At 63.0% G+C, this 22,473-nt stretch carries 22 protein-coding genes; 9 read left to right on the top strand and 13 right to left on the bottom strand.

Annotated elements, in window-relative coordinates; translation table 11 throughout:
• Window positions 1-19 precede the first annotated feature (19 nt).
• The 5 genes from DOM56_RS07770 to DOM56_RS07750 all read right to left on the bottom strand — a co-directional run bounded on the left by DOM56_RS07770 (window position 20) and on the right by DOM56_RS07750 (window position 5,916).
• A complete protein-coding gene (locus tag DOM56_RS07770; protein ID WP_110708251.1) occupies window positions 20-1,495 on the bottom strand; it encodes a mannitol dehydrogenase family protein in 1,476 nt (491 codons plus the stop codon).
• Window positions 1,496-1,555: 60 nt separating this feature from the next.
• Complete coding sequence (locus DOM56_RS07765) at window positions 1,556-2,689, bottom strand: ABC transporter ATP-binding protein (protein ID WP_110598581.1); 1,134 nt, start codon at window positions 2,687-2,689, stop codon at window positions 1,556-1,558.
• 45 nt (window positions 2,690-2,734) lie between these two features.
• Window positions 2,735-3,559, bottom strand: a complete 825-nt coding sequence (locus tag DOM56_RS07760; protein ID WP_110598582.1) for a carbohydrate ABC transporter permease — start codon at window positions 3,557-3,559, stop codon at window positions 2,735-2,737.
• Window positions 3,556-4,401 (bottom strand): sugar ABC transporter permease, encoded by an 846-nt coding sequence (locus tag DOM56_RS07755; RefSeq protein ID WP_110598990.1) that lies wholly within the window; start codon window positions 4,399-4,401, stop codon window positions 3,556-3,558. The genes DOM56_RS07760 and DOM56_RS07755 overlap by 4 nt, the downstream gene beginning before the upstream one ends.
• Window positions 4,402-4,596: 195 nt before the next feature.
• Window positions 4,597-5,916 (bottom strand): sugar ABC transporter substrate-binding protein, encoded by a 1,320-nt coding sequence (locus DOM56_RS07750; protein ID WP_110708250.1) that lies wholly within the window; start codon window positions 5,914-5,916, stop codon window positions 4,597-4,599.
• A gap of 466 nt (window positions 5,917-6,382) precedes the next feature.
• Here DOM56_RS07750 and DOM56_RS07745 point away from each other — a divergent pair, with 466 nt between their 5' ends.
• Window positions 6,383-7,372, top strand: a complete 990-nt coding sequence (locus tag DOM56_RS07745; RefSeq protein ID WP_162302601.1) for a LacI family DNA-binding transcriptional regulator — start codon at window positions 6,383-6,385, stop codon at window positions 7,370-7,372.
• 41 nt (window positions 7,373-7,413) lie between these two features.
• On the opposite strand, the gene DOM56_RS07740 is transcribed toward DOM56_RS07745, so the two are convergent.
• From DOM56_RS07740 to DOM56_RS07730, 3 genes are all read right to left on the bottom strand, one after another.
• Window positions 7,414-8,838 (bottom strand): HAMP domain-containing sensor histidine kinase, encoded by a 1,425-nt coding sequence (locus DOM56_RS07740; protein WP_232822224.1) that lies wholly within the window; start codon window positions 8,836-8,838, stop codon window positions 7,414-7,416.
• Window positions 8,835-9,506 carry a response regulator transcription factor gene (locus DOM56_RS07735; protein WP_110708248.1) on the bottom strand — a complete coding sequence of 224 codons (672 nt, stop codon included), beginning with the start codon at window positions 9,504-9,506 and terminating at the stop codon, window positions 8,835-8,837. Before DOM56_RS07735 ends, DOM56_RS07740 begins: the two co-directional genes overlap by 4 nt.
• 66 nt (window positions 9,507-9,572) lie before the next feature.
• Window positions 9,573-9,917, bottom strand: coding sequence for a PepSY domain-containing protein (locus tag DOM56_RS07730; protein WP_110708247.1), 345 nt, complete (start codon window positions 9,915-9,917; stop codon window positions 9,573-9,575).
• 211 nt (window positions 9,918-10,128) lie between these two features.
• Between DOM56_RS07730 and DOM56_RS07725 the strand changes: the two genes are divergently transcribed.
• The 3 genes from DOM56_RS07725 (at window position 10,129) to DOM56_RS07715 (ending at window position 12,496) form a co-directional block, all read left to right on the top strand.
• A complete protein-coding gene (locus tag DOM56_RS07725) occupies window positions 10,129-10,617 on the top strand; it encodes a hypothetical protein (protein ID WP_110708246.1) in 489 nt (162 codons plus the stop codon).
• Window positions 10,614-10,967 carry a hypothetical protein gene (locus tag DOM56_RS07720; protein ID WP_110598588.1) on the top strand — a complete coding sequence of 118 codons (354 nt, stop codon included), beginning with the start codon at window positions 10,614-10,616 and terminating at the stop codon, window positions 10,965-10,967. The genes DOM56_RS07725 and DOM56_RS07720 overlap by 4 nt, the downstream gene beginning before the upstream one ends.
• Before the next feature lie 239 nt (window positions 10,968-11,206).
• Window positions 11,207-12,496 (top strand): nitrate regulatory protein, encoded by a 1,290-nt coding sequence (locus DOM56_RS07715; RefSeq protein WP_110708245.1) that lies wholly within the window; start codon window positions 11,207-11,209, stop codon window positions 12,494-12,496.
• A 177-nt stretch (window positions 12,497-12,673) separates the two neighbouring features.
• Here DOM56_RS07715 and DOM56_RS07710 read toward each other — a convergent pair whose 3' ends face one another.
• The 3 genes from DOM56_RS07710 to cobA form a co-directional block, all read right to left on the bottom strand.
• Window positions 12,674-13,144, bottom strand: coding sequence for a GNAT family N-acetyltransferase (locus DOM56_RS07710; protein WP_110708244.1), 471 nt, complete (start codon window positions 13,142-13,144; stop codon window positions 12,674-12,676).
• An 87-nt stretch (window positions 13,145-13,231) separates the two neighbouring features.
• Entirely contained in the window at window positions 13,232-13,573 is a 342-nt protein-coding gene (locus tag DOM56_RS07705) for a zinc ribbon domain-containing protein YjdM (RefSeq protein WP_110708243.1), read from the bottom strand.
• Window positions 13,574-13,634: 61 nt separating this feature from the next.
• Window positions 13,635-14,429: a uroporphyrinogen-III C-methyltransferase gene (gene cobA, locus DOM56_RS07700; protein WP_232822245.1), complete on the bottom strand. Its 795-nt coding sequence runs from the start codon at window positions 14,427-14,429 to the stop codon at window positions 13,635-13,637.
• A 915-nt stretch (window positions 14,430-15,344) separates the two neighbouring features.
• Here cobA and nirB point away from each other — a divergent pair.
• The 4 genes from nirB to cynS all read left to right on the top strand — a co-directional run bounded on the left by nirB (window position 15,345) and on the right by cynS (window position 19,860).
• On the top strand, window positions 15,345-17,954 hold the full coding sequence (gene nirB, locus DOM56_RS07695) for a nitrite reductase large subunit NirB (RefSeq protein WP_110708241.1): 2,610 nt from the start codon (window positions 15,345-15,347) through the stop codon (window positions 17,952-17,954).
• On the top strand, window positions 17,951-18,400 hold the full coding sequence (locus DOM56_RS07690; RefSeq protein ID WP_110708240.1) for a nitrite reductase (NAD(P)H) small subunit family protein: 450 nt from the start codon (window positions 17,951-17,953) through the stop codon (window positions 18,398-18,400). Before nirB ends, DOM56_RS07690 begins: the two co-directional genes overlap by 4 nt.
• Before the next feature lie 106 nt (window positions 18,401-18,506).
• Window positions 18,507-19,319: a formate/nitrite transporter family protein gene (locus DOM56_RS07685; RefSeq protein WP_110708239.1), complete on the top strand. Its 813-nt coding sequence runs from the start codon at window positions 18,507-18,509 to the stop codon at window positions 19,317-19,319.
• Window positions 19,320-19,419: 100 nt separating this feature from the next.
• Window positions 19,420-19,860, top strand: a complete 441-nt coding sequence (gene cynS / locus DOM56_RS07680; protein WP_110708238.1) for a cyanase — start codon at window positions 19,420-19,422, stop codon at window positions 19,858-19,860.
• A gap of 176 nt (window positions 19,861-20,036) precedes the next feature.
• Here the strand turns inward: cynS and DOM56_RS07675 are convergent, their stop codons facing one another.
• Both DOM56_RS07675 and DOM56_RS07670 read right to left on the bottom strand, forming a co-directional pair.
• Window positions 20,037-20,834: a potassium channel family protein gene (locus tag DOM56_RS07675; protein WP_198655719.1), complete on the bottom strand. Its 798-nt coding sequence runs from the start codon at window positions 20,832-20,834 to the stop codon at window positions 20,037-20,039.
• A gap of 169 nt (window positions 20,835-21,003) precedes the next feature.
• Window positions 21,004-21,717: a DUF3581 family protein gene (locus DOM56_RS07670; protein ID WP_110708236.1), complete on the bottom strand. Its 714-nt coding sequence runs from the start codon at window positions 21,715-21,717 to the stop codon at window positions 21,004-21,006.
• Between the two features lie 148 nt (window positions 21,718-21,865).
• Between DOM56_RS07670 and DOM56_RS07665 the strand changes: the two genes are divergently transcribed.
• Window positions 21,866-22,381: a YchJ family protein gene (locus tag DOM56_RS07665; protein ID WP_110708235.1), complete on the top strand. Its 516-nt coding sequence runs from the start codon at window positions 21,866-21,868 to the stop codon at window positions 22,379-22,381.
• The last annotated feature ends 92 nt before the right edge of the window (window positions 22,382-22,473 follow it).

Below are 22,473 nucleotides of genomic sequence, written 5' to 3'. Positions count from 1 at the left end.
CACCCTGTCGACCGCGGGGTCAACTGGCGACGAGATGCTCGACGCAGGCCCGGGCGCCATCACGGTAGAGACGATCCAACGCATCGAGATAGGCCGAGCGGAACCGCTCGTCATCGGCCAGGTCCCCGAACAGCTGACGGTTCTCGATGAACGCGGTCGGCTGGTCGCGGTTGCGCTTGGCGATCGCCATCAGTTCGTCCTTGAGTCGGTCGACCACCGTGATCGGCTCGCCCTGCTCATCGGCCCCCTCCGCATAACGCGCCCAGCTTGCGACGACCGCCGCGCTTCGATGGATCTCTCCGCCCTGGGCCAGCTGCTCCCGGATCACCGGCAGCAGCCACTTGGGAATGCGATCCGAGCTCTCGGCGCAGAGTCGCGCCAGGGTATCCTTGATCTCCGGATTGGCGAAACGCGCGATCAGGGTCCGCTTGTAGTCGTCGAGATCGACCCCCGGCACCGGACGCAGCGTTGGCGTGCCCTCGCGGTTCATGTAGTCGAGCAGAAAGTCGACGAACAGCGGATCCTGGCACACCTCATGGGCGTAGCGGTAGCCGGCCAGGTAGCCGAAATAGGTCAGCGCCTGATGGCTGGCGTTGAGCAGGCGTAGCTTCATCAGTTCGTAGGGCATGACGTCTTCGACCAGTTGCACGCCAACCTGGTCGTAGGCCGGGCGACCCGCGTTGAAATGGTCCTCCAGCACCCACTGGGTGAATGGCTCGCACACCACCGGCCAGCGATCCTCGATACCGAAGCGGCTTCCGATCTCTTCGATGTCGGCATCGGTGGTCACCGGCGTGATGCGATCGACCATCGAGTTGGGGAAGTGGACGTTGGCATCGATCCAGTCGCCCAGTTCCACGTCCCGCGCCCGGGCATAGGCCACGAACATCTTGTGGGCGACTTCGCCGTTGCCCTGGATGTTGTCGCAGGACATCACCGTGAACGGCTCGATGCCCCGCTCGCGACGCCGGGAAAGCGCCTCGGCCACGATCCCGAAAGTGGTCCTGGGCGTCTTCGGCGAGGCCAGATCGTGCTCGACATCGGCGTTACCGAGATCGAACTCGCCGGTGACGTGGTGGAAGTTGTAGCCGCCTTCGGTCACCGTCAGCGAGACGATGCGAATCTTCGGATCCGCCAGCAGTTCCAGGGTACCTTCGATGTCGTCCGGCGCGTAGCGATAGTCGATGATCGAACCGATCACCCGCGCCTGGTACTCGCCCTCGGGATGCTTGATCACCAAGGTATAGAGATGATCCTGGGCGGAGAGCGCCGCCTGCATGCGACGGTCGCCAGGCATCACCCCGACGCCGACGATCCCCCAGTCCAGCGCCTCGCCCCGATTCATGAGGTCGTCGAGATACATCGCCTGGTGGGCGCGATGGAACCCGCCGACACCGAAGTGCACGATGCCGGGCGTGACCTGGGCCCGGTCGTAGGACGGCTTGGCGACGCTGCCGTCGAGCTGGTCGAGCGCCGCCGAATTCAACGATGCCATAGTGTTTCTCCTGAAAAAGTCACTGCCGTGGGTGATCCATCGCACAGGCCACGGTATCGGTCAGGCTTCCGCAGCCGAAGGCGCCGCCGTCGACTCGCGGGCAATGGCCAGTTCGCTCTCGCTGTCGAAAAGATGCAGCTTGTCGCTGTCGCAGGTCAGCGTCAGCGTGTCGCCGAGCTGCACCTTCCGATGGCCCGGGAGCTGTGCCGAAACGGCGTGTTCGCCCACGCTCAACTGCACCATGGTCACCGCCCCCAGCGTCTCGACGACATCCACCGTTCCCTCGATGCGATTGGTGGCCGCCGCGTCGCTCAAGCGGAGATGTTCCGGGCGGATACCGGCCCAGACGTCCGCCCCGCCCCGCGATGCCATGGTGGCTCGGTGGGCAGCGTCCAAAGAGAGCCGATAGCCATCTCCACTCACGACCCCATCGACATGCCTGGCGGGCAGGAAGTTCATCGAAGGGTTGCCGATGAAGCCGGCCACGAAGCGGTTGGCCGGGAATTCGTAGAGATTGATCGGCGTGTCGATCTGCTGGATCTTGCCATCCTTCATCACCACGATACGTTCGCCCATGGTCATCGCCTCGACCTGATCGTGGGTGACGTAGAAGGTGGTGACCTTGAGACGCTTGTGCAGCTTGACGATCTCGGCACGCATGTCGACGCGCAACTTGGCATCCAGGTTGGAGAGCGGCTCGTCCATCAGGAACACCTGCGGATCGCGCACGATCGCCCTGCCCAGCGCGACACGCTGACGTTGCCCGCCGGAGAGTTCGCGCGGCTTGCGTTCGAGCAGATGCTGGATGCCGAGCGTCTGGGCCGCCTCGTCGATCTTCTGCTTGATCTCCTCGGCGGGGCGTTTCTTCAACCGCAGGCTGAACGCCATGTTCTCGGCCACGCTCATGTGCGGGTAGAGCGCGTAGCTCTGGAACACCATCGCGATGTCGCGCTCCTTGGGCGGCACCTGACTGACATCCCGGCCGCCGATCAGGATTTCGCCTTCGGTATTGCGCTCGAGCCCGGCGATCATGCGCATGGTGGTCGACTTGCCGCAGCCCGAAGGCCCCACCAGGACCACGAACTCGCCGTCACGCGTGACCAGGTTGAAGTCGTCGACGGCGTTGCTGCTGCTGGCGCCCTTGAGTTGCGAACCATAATTCTTGGCGACGTTCTTGAGTTCGACGATAGCCATGTCGTTAACCCTCTATAGGAAATCCGTTACCAGCACGATCGCCGGTCATTTGACGGCGCCGAAAGTCAGGCCTCTGACCATCTGGCGTTGCGTGAACCAGCCGAGCACGATGATCGGCGCGATCGCCAGCACGGAGGCGGCGGACATCTTGGCCCAGAACAGCCCCTCGGCACTCTTGAACGAGGCAATGTAGACCGCCAGCGTCGCCGCGCTATGGTCGGTCATGGTGATGCTCCAGAACGACTCATTCCAGGCCAGGATCAGCGCCAGCAACCCCGTCGAGGCCAGCCCGGGCAGCGCCAGCGGCAGCACCACCTTGAACAGTGTCTGCATGATGCTGGCACCGTCGATGTCGGCGGCCTCGACGATGTCCTTGGGAATGTCGCGAAAGTAGGAGTAGACCATCCAGACGATGATCGGCAGGTTCATGGCGGTGAACAGCAGCGTCAGCCCCAACGCGTTGTCCAGCAGCCCGACCGCGCTGTAGACCAGGTAGATCGGGATCAGCACGCCCACCGCCGGGATGAACTTGGTCGAGACCATCCATACCAGCAGGAAGTCGGTGCGCTTGTTGGGATAGAACGCCATCGCATAGGCGGCCGGCACCGCCAGCGCCAGCCCGATCACGGTCGAGGCGACGGCGGTCAGCGCGGAGTTCCAGGCGTAGTGCCAGTAACCGCTGCCCTGCGCCAGGGCCATCTTGAAACTCTCCAGCGTCGGCGAGAAGAAGAAGTTCGGCACCACCGTGAAGGCCTGCTGCTCGGTCTTGAACGAGGTCAGCAGCAGCCACAGGATCGGGAAGAAGATCAGCAGCGCCACGCCCCACGCGAGTACGCCCAGGGCACCGTTGGCAAACCGGTTCGAATTCATCGTGCGGCTCCCGCGTTGAGGTTCCCGGCAATGAAGCGAATCAGCATGATGGCGAAGATGTTCGCCAGGATCACGGCGCCGATGGCGGCCGCCGAGGCGATGCCGATGTCGTTCTGCTGGAACACGGTCTGGAAGATGTAGTACGGCAGGTTGGTCGTGGCAGTGCCGGGGCCGCCGCCAGTGGTGGTATAGATCTCCGCGAACGAGGTCAGGAAGAAGATGCTCTCAAGCATCACCACGACGTACAGCACCTGCCCCAGGTGGGGAATCACGATATGGCGAAACTCCTGCCAAGCACTGGCGCCATCGAGCTTGGCCGCCTCGATCTGGTCTTCCGGCAGCGACTGCAGGCCGGTCAGCAGCACCAGCAACGCGAACGGGGTCCATTCCCAGGTGATCATGATGATCACCGACAGCATCGGATAGTGGGCGAGCCAGTCGATCGGCTCCAGCCCCAGCTGTCTAGCCACCCAGGCGAACAGGCCGTACACCGGGTGGAACAACATGTTCTTCCAGATCAGACCGGTCACGACCGGCATCACGAAGAACGGCGCGACCGCCAGCGTGCGCGCGACGCCGCGGCCGACGAAGGTCCGGTTGAAAAGCAGTGCCAGCGCCAGGCCCAGACAGACCGTGATGACCAGACTGGCCCCGACGATGATCAGGGTGTTGGCCAGCGATTTCCAGAAGGTGGGATCGCTCAACAGGATGGTGAAATTGGTCAACCCGGCGAAGCCGTTGTACATCGGCATGATCAGGTTGTACTGCTGAAACGAGTAATAGATGGTCATTGCCAGCGGCACGAGCATCCAGATCAGCAGGAAGATGACCGCCGGCGCCATCAGCAGTCGCGTCGTGCGAGCGAACGAGCGCGCACCGGCCTCTTCGGCGGATGGCGCGGTGGTCGAGGCGGTTCGAGAAATGGCTTTCATGCGTGATTCCCGTGGCTTTGGATTGCGTCATGCAACCACTGGTCCGACTTGCGCAGCGACACCGCCGATCGCCATGGCGGCTCGGCGGTGTCCGTGGCGAATCGCTTACTGCGGCTTGCCGGTCTGCTGCATGATGCGGTCGGTGAAGGTCTGCCCCTGCTGCAGCGCTTCATCGACGCTGCTCTGACCGGACAGCATCGCTGCCATCAGCTGGCCGACCCGTGTCCCGATCGCCTGGAACTGCGGAATGGTGACGAACTGCACGCCGGTATAGGGCACTTCCTGCGCGCTGGGGTCGTTCGGACTGGCGCTCTTGATCGCCGTCTCGACCAGCGGCGCAAACGGTGCTGCCTTGACGTAATCCTCGCTGGCATAGGTCGATTGGCGCGTTCCCGGCGGAACGGCCAGCCAGCCCTTGTCATCAGCCACGGCCTGGATGTAGTCCTTGGAAGTCGCCCAGTCGACGAAGGTCTTCGCCGCGTCCTGTTGCTTGGAGGACTGCGGCACCGCCAGCGCCCAGGTGAACAGCCAGTTGGAGCCTTTCTCCGTCGTCTCGTAAGGCGCCTGAGCGAAGCCCACCTTGTCGGCGACCTGCGAGGTTTTCGGGTCGCTCACGTAGCTCGCCGCGACGGTGGAATCCACCCACATCCCGCACTGGCCATTGGCGAACAGCGTCTCGGATTCGGTGAAGCCGTTGGAGGTCACGCCCGGGGGGCCATAGTTGTTGAGCAGATCGACATAGGCGTGGGCCGCGTTCTTCCACTCTTCGCTGGTCAGCTGCGGTTTCCAGTCCATGTCGAACCAGCGACCGCCGAAGCTGTTGACCATGGTGCCGAACAGCGCCATGTTCTGCCCCCATCCGGGCAGTCCGCGCAGACAGATGCCATAGACGCCATCCGAGGGCGAATGAATCTTGGAGGCGAACTCCTCGACCTGGCTCCAGGTCGGCTTGTCCGGCATCTCGATCCCGGCCTTCTCGAACAGATCCTTGCGGTAGTAGGTCACCGAGGATTCCGCATAGAACGGCAAGGCGTAGAGCGTGCCGTCGACCGACAGGCCATCCTTGACCGGCTTGAGCAGATCATCGACGTCATAGCTCTCGGGCAGGTTCTCCATCGGCGTCAGCCAGTCGTTCTGCGCCCAGATCGGCGTCTCGTAGTTGCTTACGGTCACCACGTCGTACTGGCCGGCCCCGCTGGCGATATCGGTCGTGACCTTCTGCCGCAACTCGTTTTCCGGTAGCGTCACCCAGTTGACCTTGATATCCGGATGCGCGTCGTTGAACGCCGACATCATGCTCTGCATGGTCACCATGTCGGGGTTGTTCACCGTGGCGACGGTGATTTCCGTGCTCTGTGCCATGGCGACGGAGCAGACACTCAAGCCTGCGATCCCGACACCTGAAATGAACAAGGCAAGTCTCATCTGGAATTCCTCTCGTAGCGCTCGTTATTGCTATGTTTTCGACGGCGGTCATATTCGACGGCTATCGCGCCGAGCATCGAACGATCCCACGGATACGATCCGACCCGATCTACCTAGGCTGGCGTTGTGATGAAGAGGATCGACCGTACACTCATGGATGCCCGCCCTGACGCACATGACATCAAGAGGAAATCATAGCGTTAACACTGAAGGAATCAAGCCGACTGAATTTTAATTTATCTTTTAAAATCAGTATATTGAAAAACATTAGACCAATGTTTAATGCCCTGAATAGACCTAAGTAGTAGAGAAAAACCAGTCCCTCGCGGACAATATCGATGTTATGAAATGACACAAAATGATATTAGATGCTCATGATCGTCACTGCACCGGGAGAGGTCGCCGGCTTGCCGGCCACGTTCTCGACAGGTCGAAAATCACGAGTATCACCAGGGAGATGAGGTCGATGCCTCGAACCACGCTCGAAGATATTGCCCGACAGGCCGGGGTCAGCAAGATTACCGTCTCGCGGACCTTCTCTTCGCCGGAGAAGGTGCACGCCGAGACCCGTAGTCAGATATTGCGAATCGCCCGTGAACTCAACTACGTGCCGCAGTCGCAGACGGCCAATCGCGATCCCGCGATCACGCGAACGCTGGGTGTGGTCAACCCCAACATGAGCAACCCGTTCTTCGGCCGGATGACGCGGGAGATCACACTGGCCGCCAGAGCCCGGGGCTATACGGTGCTGGTGTTCGACTCCTACGAGTCGGAAACGCTGGAAGACGAAGCGATCGGCAAGTTGATCGAATTCTCCGTCGATGCCGTCATCCTGTCGGTCATCTCCTCGGACATCGACTATCATCCGGCCTACCTGGATCGCCTGGAGGCGGCGAGGATTCCGGTGGTACTGGTCGACCGCGAACTCAAGGCCGCGCATTACGGCGGCGTCTACATCGACAATCTCGACTGCGGTTATCAGGCCGGGCGCTACTGCCTGGAGAAGGGATTGACGCAGCTGCTCGCCGTGTCGGGCCCGGCCGACTCGATGGTCTCGATCGGGCGCATGTCCGGGCTGCGTGAAGCGATCGGCAGCCGACCGGTATCGCTCGAGGTGATCTACAGCGATTTCAGCTTCGAGCCCGCCTATCTGGCGCTGCGCGACTATCTGCGTGACCACTCCTGGCCAGAGGCGATCATCGGGGCCAACAACCAGATCACCATGGCGGTGCTGAAGCTTTGTCACGAACAGGGCGTCGTGCCACAACGAGACGTCCAGTTGTTCAGCATCGACGACATCGAGCACAGCGATGTGTTCGGGGTGCATATCCCCTGCATTCACCACAACCTGCCGGAAATTGCCCAGCAGGCGCTGCAGCTGGCATTGGCGGCGATCCAGTCACCGGACCAGCGCGGATTCCGAACCGTGGTGAGAGGCCAGCTACGCACTTGGTGACAGGCCGGGGCGGCCGGACACGGCGGCCGAGCGCAAGACGATCAATCGGGTGCCGATGTCCGCCCGGCAGCGTTGCCGACCTGGGCGGAGACCGGTGACGCGGGCAACCAGACATCGGCCGCCAGCCCGCCCAGCGCCGCTCGCTCGAGGCGCAGGGTGCCACCGTAAAGCATCATCAGATCCTCGACGATCGACAGTCCCAACCCGGAACCGGAGCCCCGGGCATCCAGGCGCACGCCCCGCGCCAGCGCCGACTCACCCTGGGCACGCGTCATTCCCGGGCCGTCGTCCTCGATTCGCAGGCGAACCCCCTGGGGCACCTGGGAGACCGTGAACGAGACCCTGGTGCTTGCCCAACGCAGCGCGTTCTCCAGCAAATTGCCGGTGAGCTCCTGAATATCCTGCGGGTCGATACGCGCCGCCGCCCTGGGATCGATATCGGTATCGAACCGCACGCCACGACGCTCCGCGAGCCTGGCCAGCCCCTGCACCACCGGGGCAATCGCGTCGCCGATCGCCACACGCCCCGAGAATGCCACGCCGCCCGCCGCCGAGGCTCGCGCCAGATGATGACGCACCGCGTCATCGATCCGCGTCAGCTCGGTGTTGATGGGTCTGCGCTGCTCTTCGGGGAAGCGCTCCGACAAGGTCTTCAGCACGCTGACCGGCGTCTTCAGCGCGTGCGCCAGATTGCCGGCCGCCGCGCGACCTCGCTCGATCAAGCGCCGATCGCGCTCGAGAACGCCGTTCATGGCCAGCGCCAGCTCCTTGAGCTCCATCGGCAACTGCGTGTCCAGCCGCTCGCTCTCGCCCTCCTCCACTGACTGCAGGTTGGCCGACATTCGTCTCAGCGGCGCGAGCCCCCAGCGCATCTGAAGCGCCAACCCTGCGAGCAGCAACACACCGAAGGCGGCCAGCGACAGGATCAGCAGTCTCTCGAAGCGCCCGACCTCGCGATCCAGCTCCGCGGTCGAACCTGCCAGCGCCACGTGGATGAGGTCGCTGTAGCCAGGCAACCGAAGATCGCGCTCGATCATGCGAAGCGCGTCGTCACGCGGGCCGCTGACTTCATAGATATTGATCCCGTTGTGGTGACCGGGGATGGGCAGCCGCTGGTCCCACAGCGAGCGCGACGTCATGGTGAGATCGCCTCCATCGCTCACCTGCCAGTACCAGCCGGAATAGACGCGGTCGAAGCGAGCGTCGCCCAGCGAGCGATTGAGGTGAAGGCGCTGACCGACACTGTCGACCTGAATCCCGGCCAGCAGGGCATTGAGCTGGGATTCGAGCCGGCTGTCGAAAGAGGCGGTGGCGGATTGGCGAAAATTGTAACTCAGCCCGACACCGGCCAGCGGGAGCAGCACGATGACCAGAAGCAGTGACGCCACCAGCAGACGTGCGCCCAATGGCGCCAGGCGCAGACGCTCGCCCAGATGGAGAATCCAGCGGGGTTGCCAACGCTTCAAGTATCGGCCTCGAGATCGACCAGACGGTAGCCCTGGCCTCGAAGCGTCTCGATCCGGGCGCGACCGAACTTGCGTCGCAAGCGACTGATCTGCACATCGATGACGTTGGAGTCGGGTTCATGGTCGCGGTTGTAGACGTGCTCGACCAGTTCGGCCCGACTGACGATGCGTGGTGAGGCGTGCATCAAGTAGGAGAGCAGCCGGGACTCCTGAGCGGTCAATGTAATGGGGCGGCCCGCCAGCGAGACGCTGCCGGAGTGGGTGTCCAGGGTCAGTTCCCCCACCCGGATCACGGGATGGGCATGGCCATGGCTGCGCCGGACCAATGCGCGCAGGCGGAACAGCACCTCGGCGGTCTCGAACGGCTTGACCACGTAGTCATCGGCGCCGGCGGAAAAGCCCGCGGCCTTGTCGGACCAGCGCTCCCGTGCCGTCAGGACCAGCACCGGCAGATCGATGTCGTCCTCCCGCCACTGGGAGAGCCAGCGGGTGCCATCGCCATCGGGCAGTCCCAGATCCAGGATGATCGCATCGTAGCGTTCGGTGCGGACCAGAAAATCGGCTTCCTGCCCGGTGGTGGTCGACTCGATCAGCAACCCGGCCTCGGCCAGCGCATCGGCCAGCGCCTCGGCGAGCGCCGCATCGTCCTCGACCAACAATACCTTCATTACCGACTCCCCGGTTCCAGGCTCATCCATCGTCGCTGCTCTGCGGCGACGTGCGACGACAATCGTTCACGGCGATTTCTTCATCGCCTCGATATTGACTCCCTCGACGCTCAGCAGCTCGCCACTGGTTGCATCGAACTCGAACTCCACCACCTGCCCCTGAGGCCCGATCATCTCCACCTCGTACTCGATCCGGCCATCCTCCTGCTCCAGTTCGACCTCGAGAATCTGTCCTTCGTAGCGGGCTTCCAGCCAGTCCATGATCTCGTCGATACCGACCAGATGGCCTTCCTTGACCTCCTTGTGGAGATCCCGCCAATTGTCGCCGTCGGCGCTCACAGGCACCAGTGCCCCGCTCATCATCAATGGCAGGGTCACGATCAGCAGCACGAGGGGGTTGCGAAGTTTCATGCCGCCAGTGTGCCGTAATCGCCATGAATCCGACATGAACATCCGGCCGAACGAGCACCATCCCCATCGGCCCTCTAGGGGCGATTAACGCAATATGAATGTCACCGTCAGTTCGACGCAAGGTCTGCGCGCGTATAACGGGTGACAGTGTCGACCACGTTCGACTGACGCGACCCGCGTCTTCCGGAAACGGTCACTCAGGAGGTACGTGATGAAAAATCGCTTATGGTTACTCCCTGCCGTCGCCCTTGGCGGAAGTTTCGGCGCCAATGCCCTGGCCGACGACACCACACTCTCCTACGGTCAGTTGGAGAGGCTGCTCAACAGCGCAGAGGATTACGGTTTCAATCGCTACGAGAAACTGGACGCCGATCACGACGACAACCGTTTCGAGATCGAGGGCTGGCGCGCCGATGGCTGGGAACTCGACGTTTCGATGACGCTGAACGATGGGACGCTGACGCGAGAGAGTCAGCGGAAGTCGATCGCTCCGGACTGGGGACTGACCAGAGAGGAGCTCGACGCGGCACTCTCCAAGGCCCGGGCCGGTGGAATGCAACATTTCGCGGAGCTCGAGGTCGATAGTAATGGGCATGTAGAGATCGAAGGCTACAATGCGCAGCAAGCGCAGTTCGAACTCGACCTGCACCGCGATGAGCTGAATTACGAGCATCTCGACAGCGGGAGTGAAAACGGATGACCGACAACCGCCAGAACGACAACGCCGCCTGGCGTGCCGCCCAGCAGTGGCGCGAGCGCGTTCAGCAGACCCGCCCCAGCCAGGGGGCCAGCGGGATTCGACTGTTGCTGACCTGGCTACTGTTCGGCGCCATGCTGATCATTGGCACCCTACTGGGGCTGTTCTTCCTCGTCATCGGCTGGGCCATGCTACCGTTTCTTCGCCACCGGATGAAAAAACGCGCCGAACAGGTACGCGCCTCCCGGGCGCAGTACGCCGGCGGCAGCGCCGACCATGGCGGTGAGGCCGCTACCGGGCGTTCTCAGCGGGTGCTCGACGGCGAATACGAAGTCCGTTCCAGGGATAATTGATCTCGCCGGCACCCGCCGGCTCTCCTGCCATCGATCGCATCGCGCACCGTGTCGCTTCGGCAATGATCGATCCGGCTCGTCGTTTCCTGTCATCTCAATACGCTGACCGCGTGCGCCTCCCCGGCGTACGCGGTAGAGTCATTTACGACCTTGGTAGAACACGCCATCACGACTGTGCCGGCAGCGCCTTGCCGTGATGGCGTCGATAACAATAATCCGATAGTAGGGCTCCGTGACCCATGAACGCGATCGACCGACTGTTGCGCGCGGCCAAGATTTCCGAGATCGAGCAGCTAACTGGCCTGGCGGAAACCGCCGCCGTCGTCGGCGATATCACTCGTTTCGTCCATGCCCTGCAACGTGAGCGAGGCGCCTCCAGCATCTATCTCGGTTCAGGTGGCCTGCGCTTCACCAGGCAGCGGCACCAGCGCATCGCCGACAGCCTTCAGGCCGAGACCACGCTGCGCCAGCGCCTGGAGGAGTGGGCGACACCGAACGAGGCAGACCGAATCTCGCACCGCCTCGCCGGTGCCCGCCTGCTGACTCGGGTCGCGGCGGTCTGGCAGGGACTCGACGCCCTCCCCGGCATCCGTCTCGATATCGACGCGCAACGCCTGACCGCGGACGACGCCGTGCGGCTGTTCAATCGGCTGATCAGCAATCTGCTGTCGGTCATCTTCGAAGCCGCGAACACGGCCAGTGACGCCGAAATCACCCGTGTGCTGGTCTGCCTGTTTCACTTCATTCAGGGCAAGGAGCTGGCCGGACAGGAGCGCGCCTGCGGCGCCTTCGGCTTCACCTCGGGCGCCTTCGACGAAGCTCACCGCCAAACGATGCGGCAACTGATCGATGCCCAGCACCGCTGCTTCGAGACCTTCGCCGAGTTTGCCAGCGCCGACCTGATCTCTTGCTGGCGCCATGAGCTGGACCAGCCGATCCATGCCGCCATCGTTCGGCTGCGTGAACTGGCGACACTGGATGCGCCACTCCCCGACGACCACGACGACCCGGGCGAGCAGTGGTATGCCATCGCCACTCAACGCATCGACGCCATGAAGCGGATCGAGGATCGGCTGGTGGAAGAGCTTCAGCATAGCTGCCGCGAGCGCATCGCCCAGACCGAGCGCGATCTCGAAAATGCCTCGGGTCTACAGGATGCGCTGAACGGTGAGCGGTGGGTAGCCCCGGTGAACCTGCTGATGTCAGCGCCGGAGGCGGATCAGGCATCGAGCCTCGGCGCACTGACCGCCAATGCGATGGATTCACGCTTCAGCCGCTCGCTGATCGAGCTGGTACAGCTGCAGAACGCCAGGCTCCAGCAGATCAGCGACGAGCTCGAAAGCACCCGCAGGACCCTGCGCGACCGCAAGCGGATCGATCGTGCCAAGGGCCTGCTGATGACCCATCAGCAGCTGTCCGAAGACGAGGCTTACCGGCTGTTGCGCAAGACCGCCATGGATCAGAGCAAGCCACTGATCGAGGTGGCGCAGAACGTGATCGACCTGGTCGAGATGCTCTCCTCGAAGTAGGTCTGACCCCAGGCGAGCCTGAACCAGGACTTCGAATCACCCGCCAGACGTTGTCGGTGCAGTGGGCGGGGGCGTTGCACCGGCCTGAGGCTCCGTCCGCTCGCGCTCCCCTCGTCGTGCATCATGGGATCGAGTTTATGTTGTTAAATCTCGTCGATAACGGCGATTCTGGTCTTTTCAGAGGTCCTGGTACATCAACGTGACGCGCTCGCCACGATAAATCACGGATTCGAAGGGCACCCAGCCCAGACGCGCGTAAAACGCCACCTGGTCGGGTGTGTAGAGATAAAGTCGCCGACAATCCGCTTCCCGGGCCTCGGTTTCCACCGTCGCCACCAATGCCGAGGCGATACCGCGGCCGCGCCAAGCCGGCAGGACGAAAACGGAGGCGAGCCAAGGCCCCATGAGGGACCGACTGCTCATGTCGCTGACGGTCAGGCTCGCGGTAGCTATCGGCTCGCCATCGTTCATGGCCACGAATACCGAAGGTACGCCTCTGGCACCGCAATCCTCGCGAGTGTCGTCCCGCCATTCGTCGAACATCGTGTGCGGGTGGAGTCCGCCCCAGGCGTCGAAGGTCCAACGCGAGACCGTTTCGATGCCAAGCGTGTCAACGCGGTCCAACCGAGAGATCTTCCAGTCCATCATGGCCCCACCCGTGATGCTGAATCCCAAGTCGATCGACGGCTAGAGAAGCCCGATAGGTCCAACGCCCGAGCTGGCGTCGATTCGATGTCAGGCCTTCTTGACGAACTCGGACTTGAGTTTCATGGCGCCAATCCCATCGATCTTGCAGTCGATATCGTGATCGCCATCGACCAGGCGAATGCTCTTGACCTTGGTGCCCACTTTCACGACCTGCGAAGATCCCTTGATCTTCAGGTCCTTGATCACGGTCACGCTGTCGCCGTCGGCAAGCGGGGAGCCGTGCGCGTCAGTGACTGTCCGCTCATCCTTCTCACCATCGGCAGTCGCAACGCTGGACCATTCATGGGCGCACTCGGGACAGATGAATAGCAGGTTGTCGGCATAGGTATATTCCGACCCGCACTGCGGGCAGGCTGGCAGTTGGCTCACGTGTAGCCCCTCGACATCTGGAAAGTGGCGAAGTCTACGCCGCCGACCCGAGGCTGCCCAGTCAAAGGTTCTCATCGATCGGGATCGACGCACCGGTGGTGGCCTGGGCCATGGCGACGATGCTGCCGACCACGACCAGGCAAGGCGAGGGCAACGGGTTGGCGGCGTGCCTCCGGGGCATGTCCGCCAGCGTACCGATGAGCGCCTGCTGCTCGGGTAGCGAAGCATTGGCGACCAGCATCACAGGCCACTCGGCCGGAAGGCCGGCACCGGTCAGGCCCTCGCAGATCATCTCGAGGCGGTCGAGCCCCATGTAGAAGACCAGTGTCTCATCTCGGTGGGCAAGCGTCGTCCAGTCGGGCATCGTCTCGTCGCTGCACTGTCGGGCGGTAATGAAACGCAAGCGCTGGGCGTGGGCACGATCGGTCAGCGGCAGCCCCAGGGCCGCCGCCGCGCCGGAAGCGGCGGTGATGCCGGGCACGATCTCGCTGTCGATACCGGCCTCGGCGAGCGCGGCAAGCTCTTCGCCCATGCGCCCGAAGATCCCCGGATCGCCGCCTTTGAGTCGCACCACACGTTTGCCCGCGGCGGCGAGCCTCACCATCAGATCGCCGATTTCCGCCTGCGGCACGCTGTGATCGCCCTTCGCCTTGCCGACGTAGTAGCGTTCGCACCCTTTCGGTAACAAGGCGAGGATCTCGGCGCCGACCAGGCGATCATAGACTACCGCTTGTGCTGACTCGATGCGCCGCAGCGCACGGACGGTCAGCAGATCAGCCGAGCCCGGGCCCGCCCCCACCAGCGAGACCCGGCAGGTACGCTGCCCAACTGCACCAATACGGCCCTTGGGGTCCATGGCGGCGAAGAGCCACTGCTGGGCCGTTTGCCGCATGCGTGCCATCCAACCGGTCGATCCAGGCGCCCATTCGCGCCTGGATCGATGAGTGGGATGATGAATCGGGATACGACTCGGATGACAGGCTGGCATCGGCAGACTCCTCTTCCAACGGCAATTTCCAATCGGGTTGACGCGAATCGTGTAACCGAGCGCGGCAGAGCGCTACGCCTGTCACCTGAAGAGAGGCCGCGCTCGAACGCAAAGAGGCCCGACTCACCGCCATGGGTGAGTCAGGCCTCTTTGCCTGCCGTCGGCCCAGAGAGGACCGACACTTCAACTGTCTCTTCCGCAGCCGATGACACGGTTCGTGCCTCGCTCCTGCACTCCGGCCCGACACCCTCTTTGGCATCCGACCACCGCCTTGTCGGCGTTTCGATTCATCCATCATTGGGCAATTTCAGGGCCAACAATCGTCTTTACCTTTCCAGACAGTCACCTGTCTCCCCCGTCCAGCCCCATTCCCCATCCGCGTCACCGCGGTGTGGCGTCGCGGCGGGAGTTCCTGGTGCAGAAGTCGCTCGACTTGCACCATCGATGTTCATCCGCGCGGGAGACCGGCGCGCATCGCAGCCGACAGCATTGACTCAACACCTTGAAATCCATCGCAGGAATCGCCGACTGGCATGCCATTCGCTTGACGGACTACAGGCAGTGACCAACGACGGTCATCGCCAGCCGCGCGCCGGATCGATGTTGCGCGACGGCCGCAGGTCCGGACGGGTGGGTTCCGGGTATGCCGTTAGACCGAATATAGAATTCAGGCAAAGGCGCCTGATGCCGCGAAGCCAACGCTTCGTGTCATCAGGCGCCTTTTTGCGTTGTATGGCTCGCCACCACCTTGCCATTCAAGCCCAACGAACGAGAGGAGGCTGGATGAACACTCCCGCTGTCTATGCCGACACCCCGACCGCGCCCCAAGCCAAGGCCCCCCTGCCCCGCCTGATCGTGATCGGCAACGGCATGGTCGGTCACCACTTGCTGGAACGGCTGATCGAGCAGGACGCCCATCGCCGGTTCGCGGTAACCGTTTTCGGCGAGGAGCGTCGCCGAGCCTATGATCGTGTACACCTTTCCGAGTACTTCGGTGGCCGCGACGCAGATTCGCTCTCGCTGAGCGAGGCCGACTATTGCGATCTCAACGGTATCGAGCTGCATCTCGACGAAGCCGTCACCGCGATCGACCGAAAGGCGAAGTGCGTCACCACCACCCGCGGCGAATATGCCTACGATCAGTTGGTGCTGGCCACCGGCTCCTTCCCCTTCGTGCCGCCGATTCCCACTCCGGAAGAGGCCGAGGAGAGCCATGCGGCGCTGGTCTATCGCACCCTCGACGATCTCGACCGCATTCGCGATGCCGCCGAATCGCTCTCGGCACGGGAAACTCGACGCGGCGTCGTCGTCGGCGGCGGTCTGCTTGGCCTGGAGGCGGCCAATGCGCTCAGATCACTGGGGCTCGAAACCCATATCGTCGAATTCGCGCCCCAACTGATGCCGGTACAACTGGATACCGAAGGCGGGGAAGCGTTGCGGCAGCAGATAGAAGCGCTGGGCGTGAACGTCCACCTGGAGCGCGCCACGACTGAAATCATCGCGGGCGAAGCCCACCGCTACCGCATGAATTTCGCCGACGGCGAGTGGCTCGAGACCGACATGATCGTCTTTTCCGCCGGCATTCGCCCCCAGGACCGGCTGGCACGGGAGTGCGGGCTCGAGATCGGCGAGCGCGGCGGCATCGCCATCGACGATACCTGCCATACCTCCGATCCGGATATCTTCGCCATCGGCGAGTGTGCACTCTGGAACGACCGGACCTTCGGCCTGGTCGCGCCGGGCTACACCATGGCACGCACCGTCGCCGGCTGCTTGACCGGCACCTGCGAACCGTTCAGCGGCGCCGACATGTCGACCAAGCTCAAGCTGCTCGGCGTCGACGTGGGCTCGATCGGCGATGCCCACGCCGCCACCGAAGACGCCGTGAGTTACCGCTTCATCGACGAGGCCCGCCATGGCTATCGCCGCCTGGTCGTCTCCGCCGACGGCAGGCGCGCAATCGGCGCCGTGCTGGTGGGCGACAACAGCCACTACGACACCCTGCTGCAGTACGTGCAGAACGGCATCGGGCTGTCCGCCGATCCCGCCAGCCTGATCCTGCCCCAGGGCGAAGGCGCCCCACTGCTGGGTGCCGACGCGCTGCCGGAGACCGCGACGATCTGCTCGTGCCACAACGTCTCCAAGAGCGCGATCTGCCAGACGGTCGAGGGCGGTTGCAGCGATCTCGGCACACTCAAGGCAGAGACCAAAGCGAGCACCGGCTGCGGCGGCTGCACCGCCCTGCTCAAGCAGGTCTTCGAGCATGAACTCGAGCGCCGCGGCATCGAGGTCGACCGCAGCCTGTGCGAGCACTTCGCCTATACCCGCCAGGAACTCTACGGGATCATTCGCGTCGAGGGCCTTCGCAGTTTCGAAGCACTGCTTGCCCGCCACGGCAAGGGCCAGCTCGGTTGCGATATCTGCAAGCCGGCGGTGGCCTCGATTCTCGCCTCGTGCTGGAACGAGTCGATCACCAGCCCCTCGCTGGTGCCGCTGCAGGACACCAACGACACCTTCATGGCCAATATGCAGAAGAACGGCACCTACTCCGTGGTGCCGCGCATTCCCGGTGGCGAGATCACCCCGGACAAGCTGATCGCCATCGGCGCCGTGGCCAAGAAGTACGACCTGTACACCAAGATCACCGGCGGCCAGCGCATCGATCTGTTCGGCGCTCAGTTGCATGAACTGCCGAAGATCTGGAGCGAGCTGATCGACGCCGGATTCGAGACCGGCCACGCCTACGGCAAGTCCACGCGGACGGTGAAATCCTGCGTCGGCAACACCTGGTGTCGCTATGGCGTCCAGGACAGCGTGGCCATGGCGCTGACCATCGAGAATCGCTACAAGGGGCTGCGCTCGCCGCACAAGCTCAAGTTCGCCGTCTCCGGCTGCACGCGAGAATGCGCGGAAGCCCAGAGCAAGGATGTCGGCGTGATCGCCACCGAGCACGGCTGGAATCTCTTCGTCTGCGGTAATGGCGGCATGCGCCCGCGCCATGCGGAGCTGTTCGCCACCGATCTCGACGACGATACGCTGCTGAAGACCATCGACCGCTTTCTGATGTTCTACATCCGCACCGCCGACCGCCTGCAGCGCACCTCGGTGTGGCGGGAAAACCTCGACGGTGGCCTCGACTACCTCAAGCAGGTGATTCTCAAGGACAGTCTTGGCCTGGGCGGCGAACTGGAGGCGCAGATGCAGCACGTGGTCGACCAGTACGAGTGCGAGTGGGCCAATGCGCTCAAGGATCCGGAGAAGCTCAAGCGCTTCCGCACCTTCGTCAACGACAAACGCAGCGACCCGGACATCATCGCCGTTTCCGAGCGGAACCAGCCGCGACCGGCGCGTCCTGAAGAGATCGCCAGACTGGCCGTGGAGGTGACGTCATGAGCGGCACCGCCATCGCACCTGGGATCGAAGCCGGGGTCCGCCTCTGCTCGCGGCAAGACCTTGTCGCCAACTCCGGCATCGTCGCCTGGCACCAGGGCCACCAGATAGCGATCTTCCTACTGGCTCACCCGCCCGGGAGCGCGGGGCAAGTGCCACCCGAGTCGCCCGAAGTCGCGGGAGCGCCTTTCGCCTCGCCGATCACTTCCGATGGGCTCTATGCGCTCGACAATCGGGATCCGTTCTCTGGCACCAACGTGATCGGCCGCGGCATCGTCGGCGACCTGGGGGGCGAGCTGGTGGTGGCCTCGCCGATCTACAAGCAGCATTTTCGGCTGCGAGATGGCCAGTGCCTGGAGGCCCCCGACCAGCGCCTGCGCTGCTGGCCGGTCGCCCTCGAGGGCGATGACGTGGTGCTGCTGCCAGAGGAGACCTTCGGCCGGACCTGACCCGGTCTGGCCGGAGAGGCCGCCGAACCACGACAACCCCGATCGATTCCTGTCCTGACAGACGAGCAATAACGCTTCATACACAATCACAATCGAGGAAAGCGTCATGTCCTATCTACTCCCTGCCGAATTCACCACCAAGATGGTCGATGCCGGTGAATCCAAGATATTCATGTCCACCCGTGACACGATAATTCGCGCCTACATGGCCGGGGCTATCCTGGCGCTGGCGGCGGCGTTTGCCATCACCATCACCGTGCAGACCGGCCAGCCACTGGTGGGCGCGATCCTGTTCCCGGTTGGGTTCGTGATGCTCTATCTGATGGGCTTCGACCTACTGACCGGCGTGTTCATGCTGACGCCACTGGCCCTGCTGGACCGACGTCAAGGCGTGACGCTCAATCGCGTGCTGCGCAACTGGGGCTGGGTGTTTCTTGGCAATCTGGGCGGGGCGCTGACCGTTGCCTTCATGATGGCGTTCATCTTCACCTACGGCTTCTCCATTGGCCCGGGCGTCGTGGGGGATAAGATCGCCGGGATCGGCGAATCGCGCACGCTGGGCTACGCCGAGTACGGCGTCGCCGGCTGGGCGACCATCTTCATCCGCGGCATGCTCTGCAACTGGATGGTCTCGATGGGCGTGGTCGGAGCGATGGTCTCGACCTCCGTCAGCGGCAAGGTGATCGCGATGTGGATGCCGATCATGCTGTTCTTCTACATGGGCTTCGAGCACTCGATCGTCAACATGTTCCTGTTCCCCTCCGCGATGATCATGGGCGGCGGCTTCTCGGTCATGGACTACCTGTGGTGGAACGAGATACCGACCGTGCTAGGCAATCTGGCCGGCGGGCTCGCCTTCACCGGACTCACGCTCTACGCCACCCACGTCAAGACTGGACCCAAACGGGACCTGGCCTGAGCACGGCTTGACGTCAGCCGCGACGCGAACGGGATCCGATCGATACATGCCAGGGCATCCGCGGGATGCCCTATCGACAACAAGATGGAGAGACTGACCCATGGACAAGCTGGAAATGCACCACACGCTGATGGCCGCCAAGGCGCGCAAGGGATTGAGCTGGGAGTCGCTGGGCGAGATGACCGGTCACTCGCCGGTCTGGATCGCTTCGGCCTGCTACGGCATGAACAGCGCCCCGCCAGAAACCGCGCGCGAGATCGCCGATGCGCTGGAACTCGGCGATGACGTGGCGAGAGCTCTGGAAGCCTTCCCCACCAAGACGTGGGACGGCGCCATTCCGCAGGACCCACTGATCTACCGGCTCTACGAAATCGTCGGCGTCTACGGTCCCACACTCAAGGATGTCATTCAGGAGAAGTTTGGCGACGGCATCATGAGTGCCATCGACTTCGAGATGGAAGTCGAACGGGAGGAGAACCCCAAGGGCGACCGGGTCGTGGTTACCATGAACGGCAAGTTCCTGCCTTACAAGAGCTGGTAATCGCGGGCTTTCGGTAGCGCCGGGACAAAAAAAACCCGCGCAAGAGGGGGGATGCGCGGGCGAGGCGGGGTGTTACTAGGAGACGCGACTCGAACGACTGCTGCAAAGCATCTGCATTCGATGAAAAGATATTAGCACCCTTATATTTTTCTGGCAATGGACTCTCCCAATCGAGCTCATCGATCCGCGCTATCGCCGCGCCCATGGCGCTCGGCCAGTTCCTGGCGATGATCGCGCAGTTCCTGTCGCAGCGAATCGATCTCCTCCCGAAGCTCGCTCACCTGCTCGATCATATGGCGCATCATCCGCCGGTTTGCCTGATGCTGGCGTGACTCGGATTCGCCCTGGTCCTCGACGAACAGCGAACTGACGTACGCGGCGAAACTGCCGAACAGGCCGACGCCGCAGACCATCAGCATCACGGCAACCACGCGTCCCATCGTCGTGACCGGGTAGTAATCGCCGTAGCCCACCGTGGTGACGGTCACCACCGCCCACCAAAGCGCCTCTTCGGCGGTATTGATCGGACTGTGGGGGTCCGGGGATTCCACCATCAGCACCGTCATCGCGCCGAAAATCACCAGCAGCACGGTGGCGGTCGCGGCCGAGGCCAGCACGCCCTGGGCGCGATTGCGGAATAGCAGTTGCCAGATCAGCTCCAGCGATCGCACCGCACGCAGCACGCGGATGACCTGAACGACTCGCACCAGGCGCGCCGCCTGGAGCCAGCCCGCGGGGATGCACGCCAGCAGATCCAGCCACCCCCACCGCATGTAGCGCCATTTGCTGGGCGCCCGGTAGAACCGCTGGCAGAAATCGACGAAGAAGAAGAAGCAGACAAGGTAATCCAGATAACCGAAGAGCCGGCTGACCTCGGGGGGCAAATCAAGGAATATGTCGGCCAGCATGGCGCCAAGGACATAGAAAGAGAGCGCCAGGATAAAAAACTGAAACGGCGTAACGTGTTCTTTCACGACGAGTCCCATTCACGTGAACGGCCCACGCCGACAGCCACCGGGCCGCGGCGGGATCAAAGTGAATGACATTATCGGCGGTTCGGCCGGTAAAACGCGAATCGCCCGGTTCGGTGTGACATCGATCGCCATCTGGAGGCGGCGTTGGCGCGCAGCTCGAATCCCGGTGTCAGGCCGAGCAGGGGTTGGCGGCTTTCAATTGAGCGAAGTTGGTCACGAAGGTGTCCATCTTTTCCGCGTCGTAATCCTGCAGACCGCTGATCACGAGCTTCTTGGAACCGATACCCACGTCGTGGCCATTGCAACTCATGCGAAACTCGAGATGCGCCTCTCCACGCTTGCCTTTCACATCCAGATTGGCACCGGCGAAGTCGAGATCCAGATCGCAGGGGTCGTGATTCTCGAGCGAGAACCCCATGCTGTCGTAGATCACCAGCGGCCGACGGGGATTGAACATCACGCCCTTCTCCTCGAGCAGCGGCTTGAGGTAGTGCGGGAAGTTGCGGCCCGAGAAGGCGACGTAGCGACGGGTGAAAGTCTCCACCGTGGAGGGGTCGCGGATCGTCCAGCCGCTGCGCTTGACGCTCAGATACCGCTTGCCGTTCTCATCCACGACACTGACGGTGCCCGATTCATCCTCGAGGAAGCTCAGTGCCACGCGATCTCCCACCATCCCGCAAAAGTAGAAGGTCATGTGCTGGGACAATCCGTAGCGGGACAGGACCAGCGCGAACAGCAGATCGCCGGGGACGCAGAAACGGCGCGCACAGGGGTCGTGAATCGGGTTGTAATCACCCGCGATCTGTCGCGCGAACCGACTGGCCTGCTCCGCCGTGATACAGATACGGTTCGCGTCGGTAGAATGGAACTCGTCGAGAAACATAGGTGGTCGACCCACATGTCGAGTGACTTGGCGTTGGTTCTGGCTTGACGATGGTTCTGACAATCGGCGCCGCTCTTGTACCACAACTTCGCCCAAAGCGCAGCGCACCATTAACATTCAGAGACAAATGATAGCGTAGTTTACCCAAATGAATGTTCCAACCACAGTCACCGAAGCACCAGACGCCCTACCCTGTCCCTGCGGCAGTGGCTGGTCATACGATCGCTGCTGCGGGATCTACCATCGCCTGGAGCAAGCCGCTCCGACGCCGGAGGCTCTCATGCGCTCCCGCTATACGGCTTTTGCGCTGGGCGGGCTGGGCGGTTATCTGATCAGAACCTGGGACCCCGGCGCGCTCGACCCGACCCTGACGAGCGCCTCGCTCGACCAGCGAGACCAGCAATGGCTGGGGCTCGAGATCGTCGCTGCCCGCAACGCCGGTGCGAGGGCCACCGTCGAATTCAAGGCCCGCTTCCGTCCCTGGCATGCCGTTTCCGTCGAATTAGACCAGACCCTTCACGAGCGCTCCCGCTTCCGCCGTCATCGCGGCAATTGGCTCTATGTCGATGGCATCATCGACCCACCGCCCGGCGACAGCCCGTCGCGCAACGCCCCCTGTCCGTGTGGTAGCGGCAAGAAAGCCAAACGCTGCTGCCTGCAGTGACACCGATCCCGTGGTCAACTCGGTACGCGAGTGGACCACACCCCGGCGCCCCGCTACGCTTTTCTCCATTCGATGCACCGCCCGCGACTTCC

The organism is Salinicola sp. CR57, assembly GCF_003206585.1.
GTDB classification, from domain to species: domain Bacteria; phylum Pseudomonadota; class Gammaproteobacteria; order Pseudomonadales; family Halomonadaceae; genus Salinicola; species Salinicola lusitanus.
This window is presented reverse-complemented; position numbering and strand designations above follow the sequence as displayed.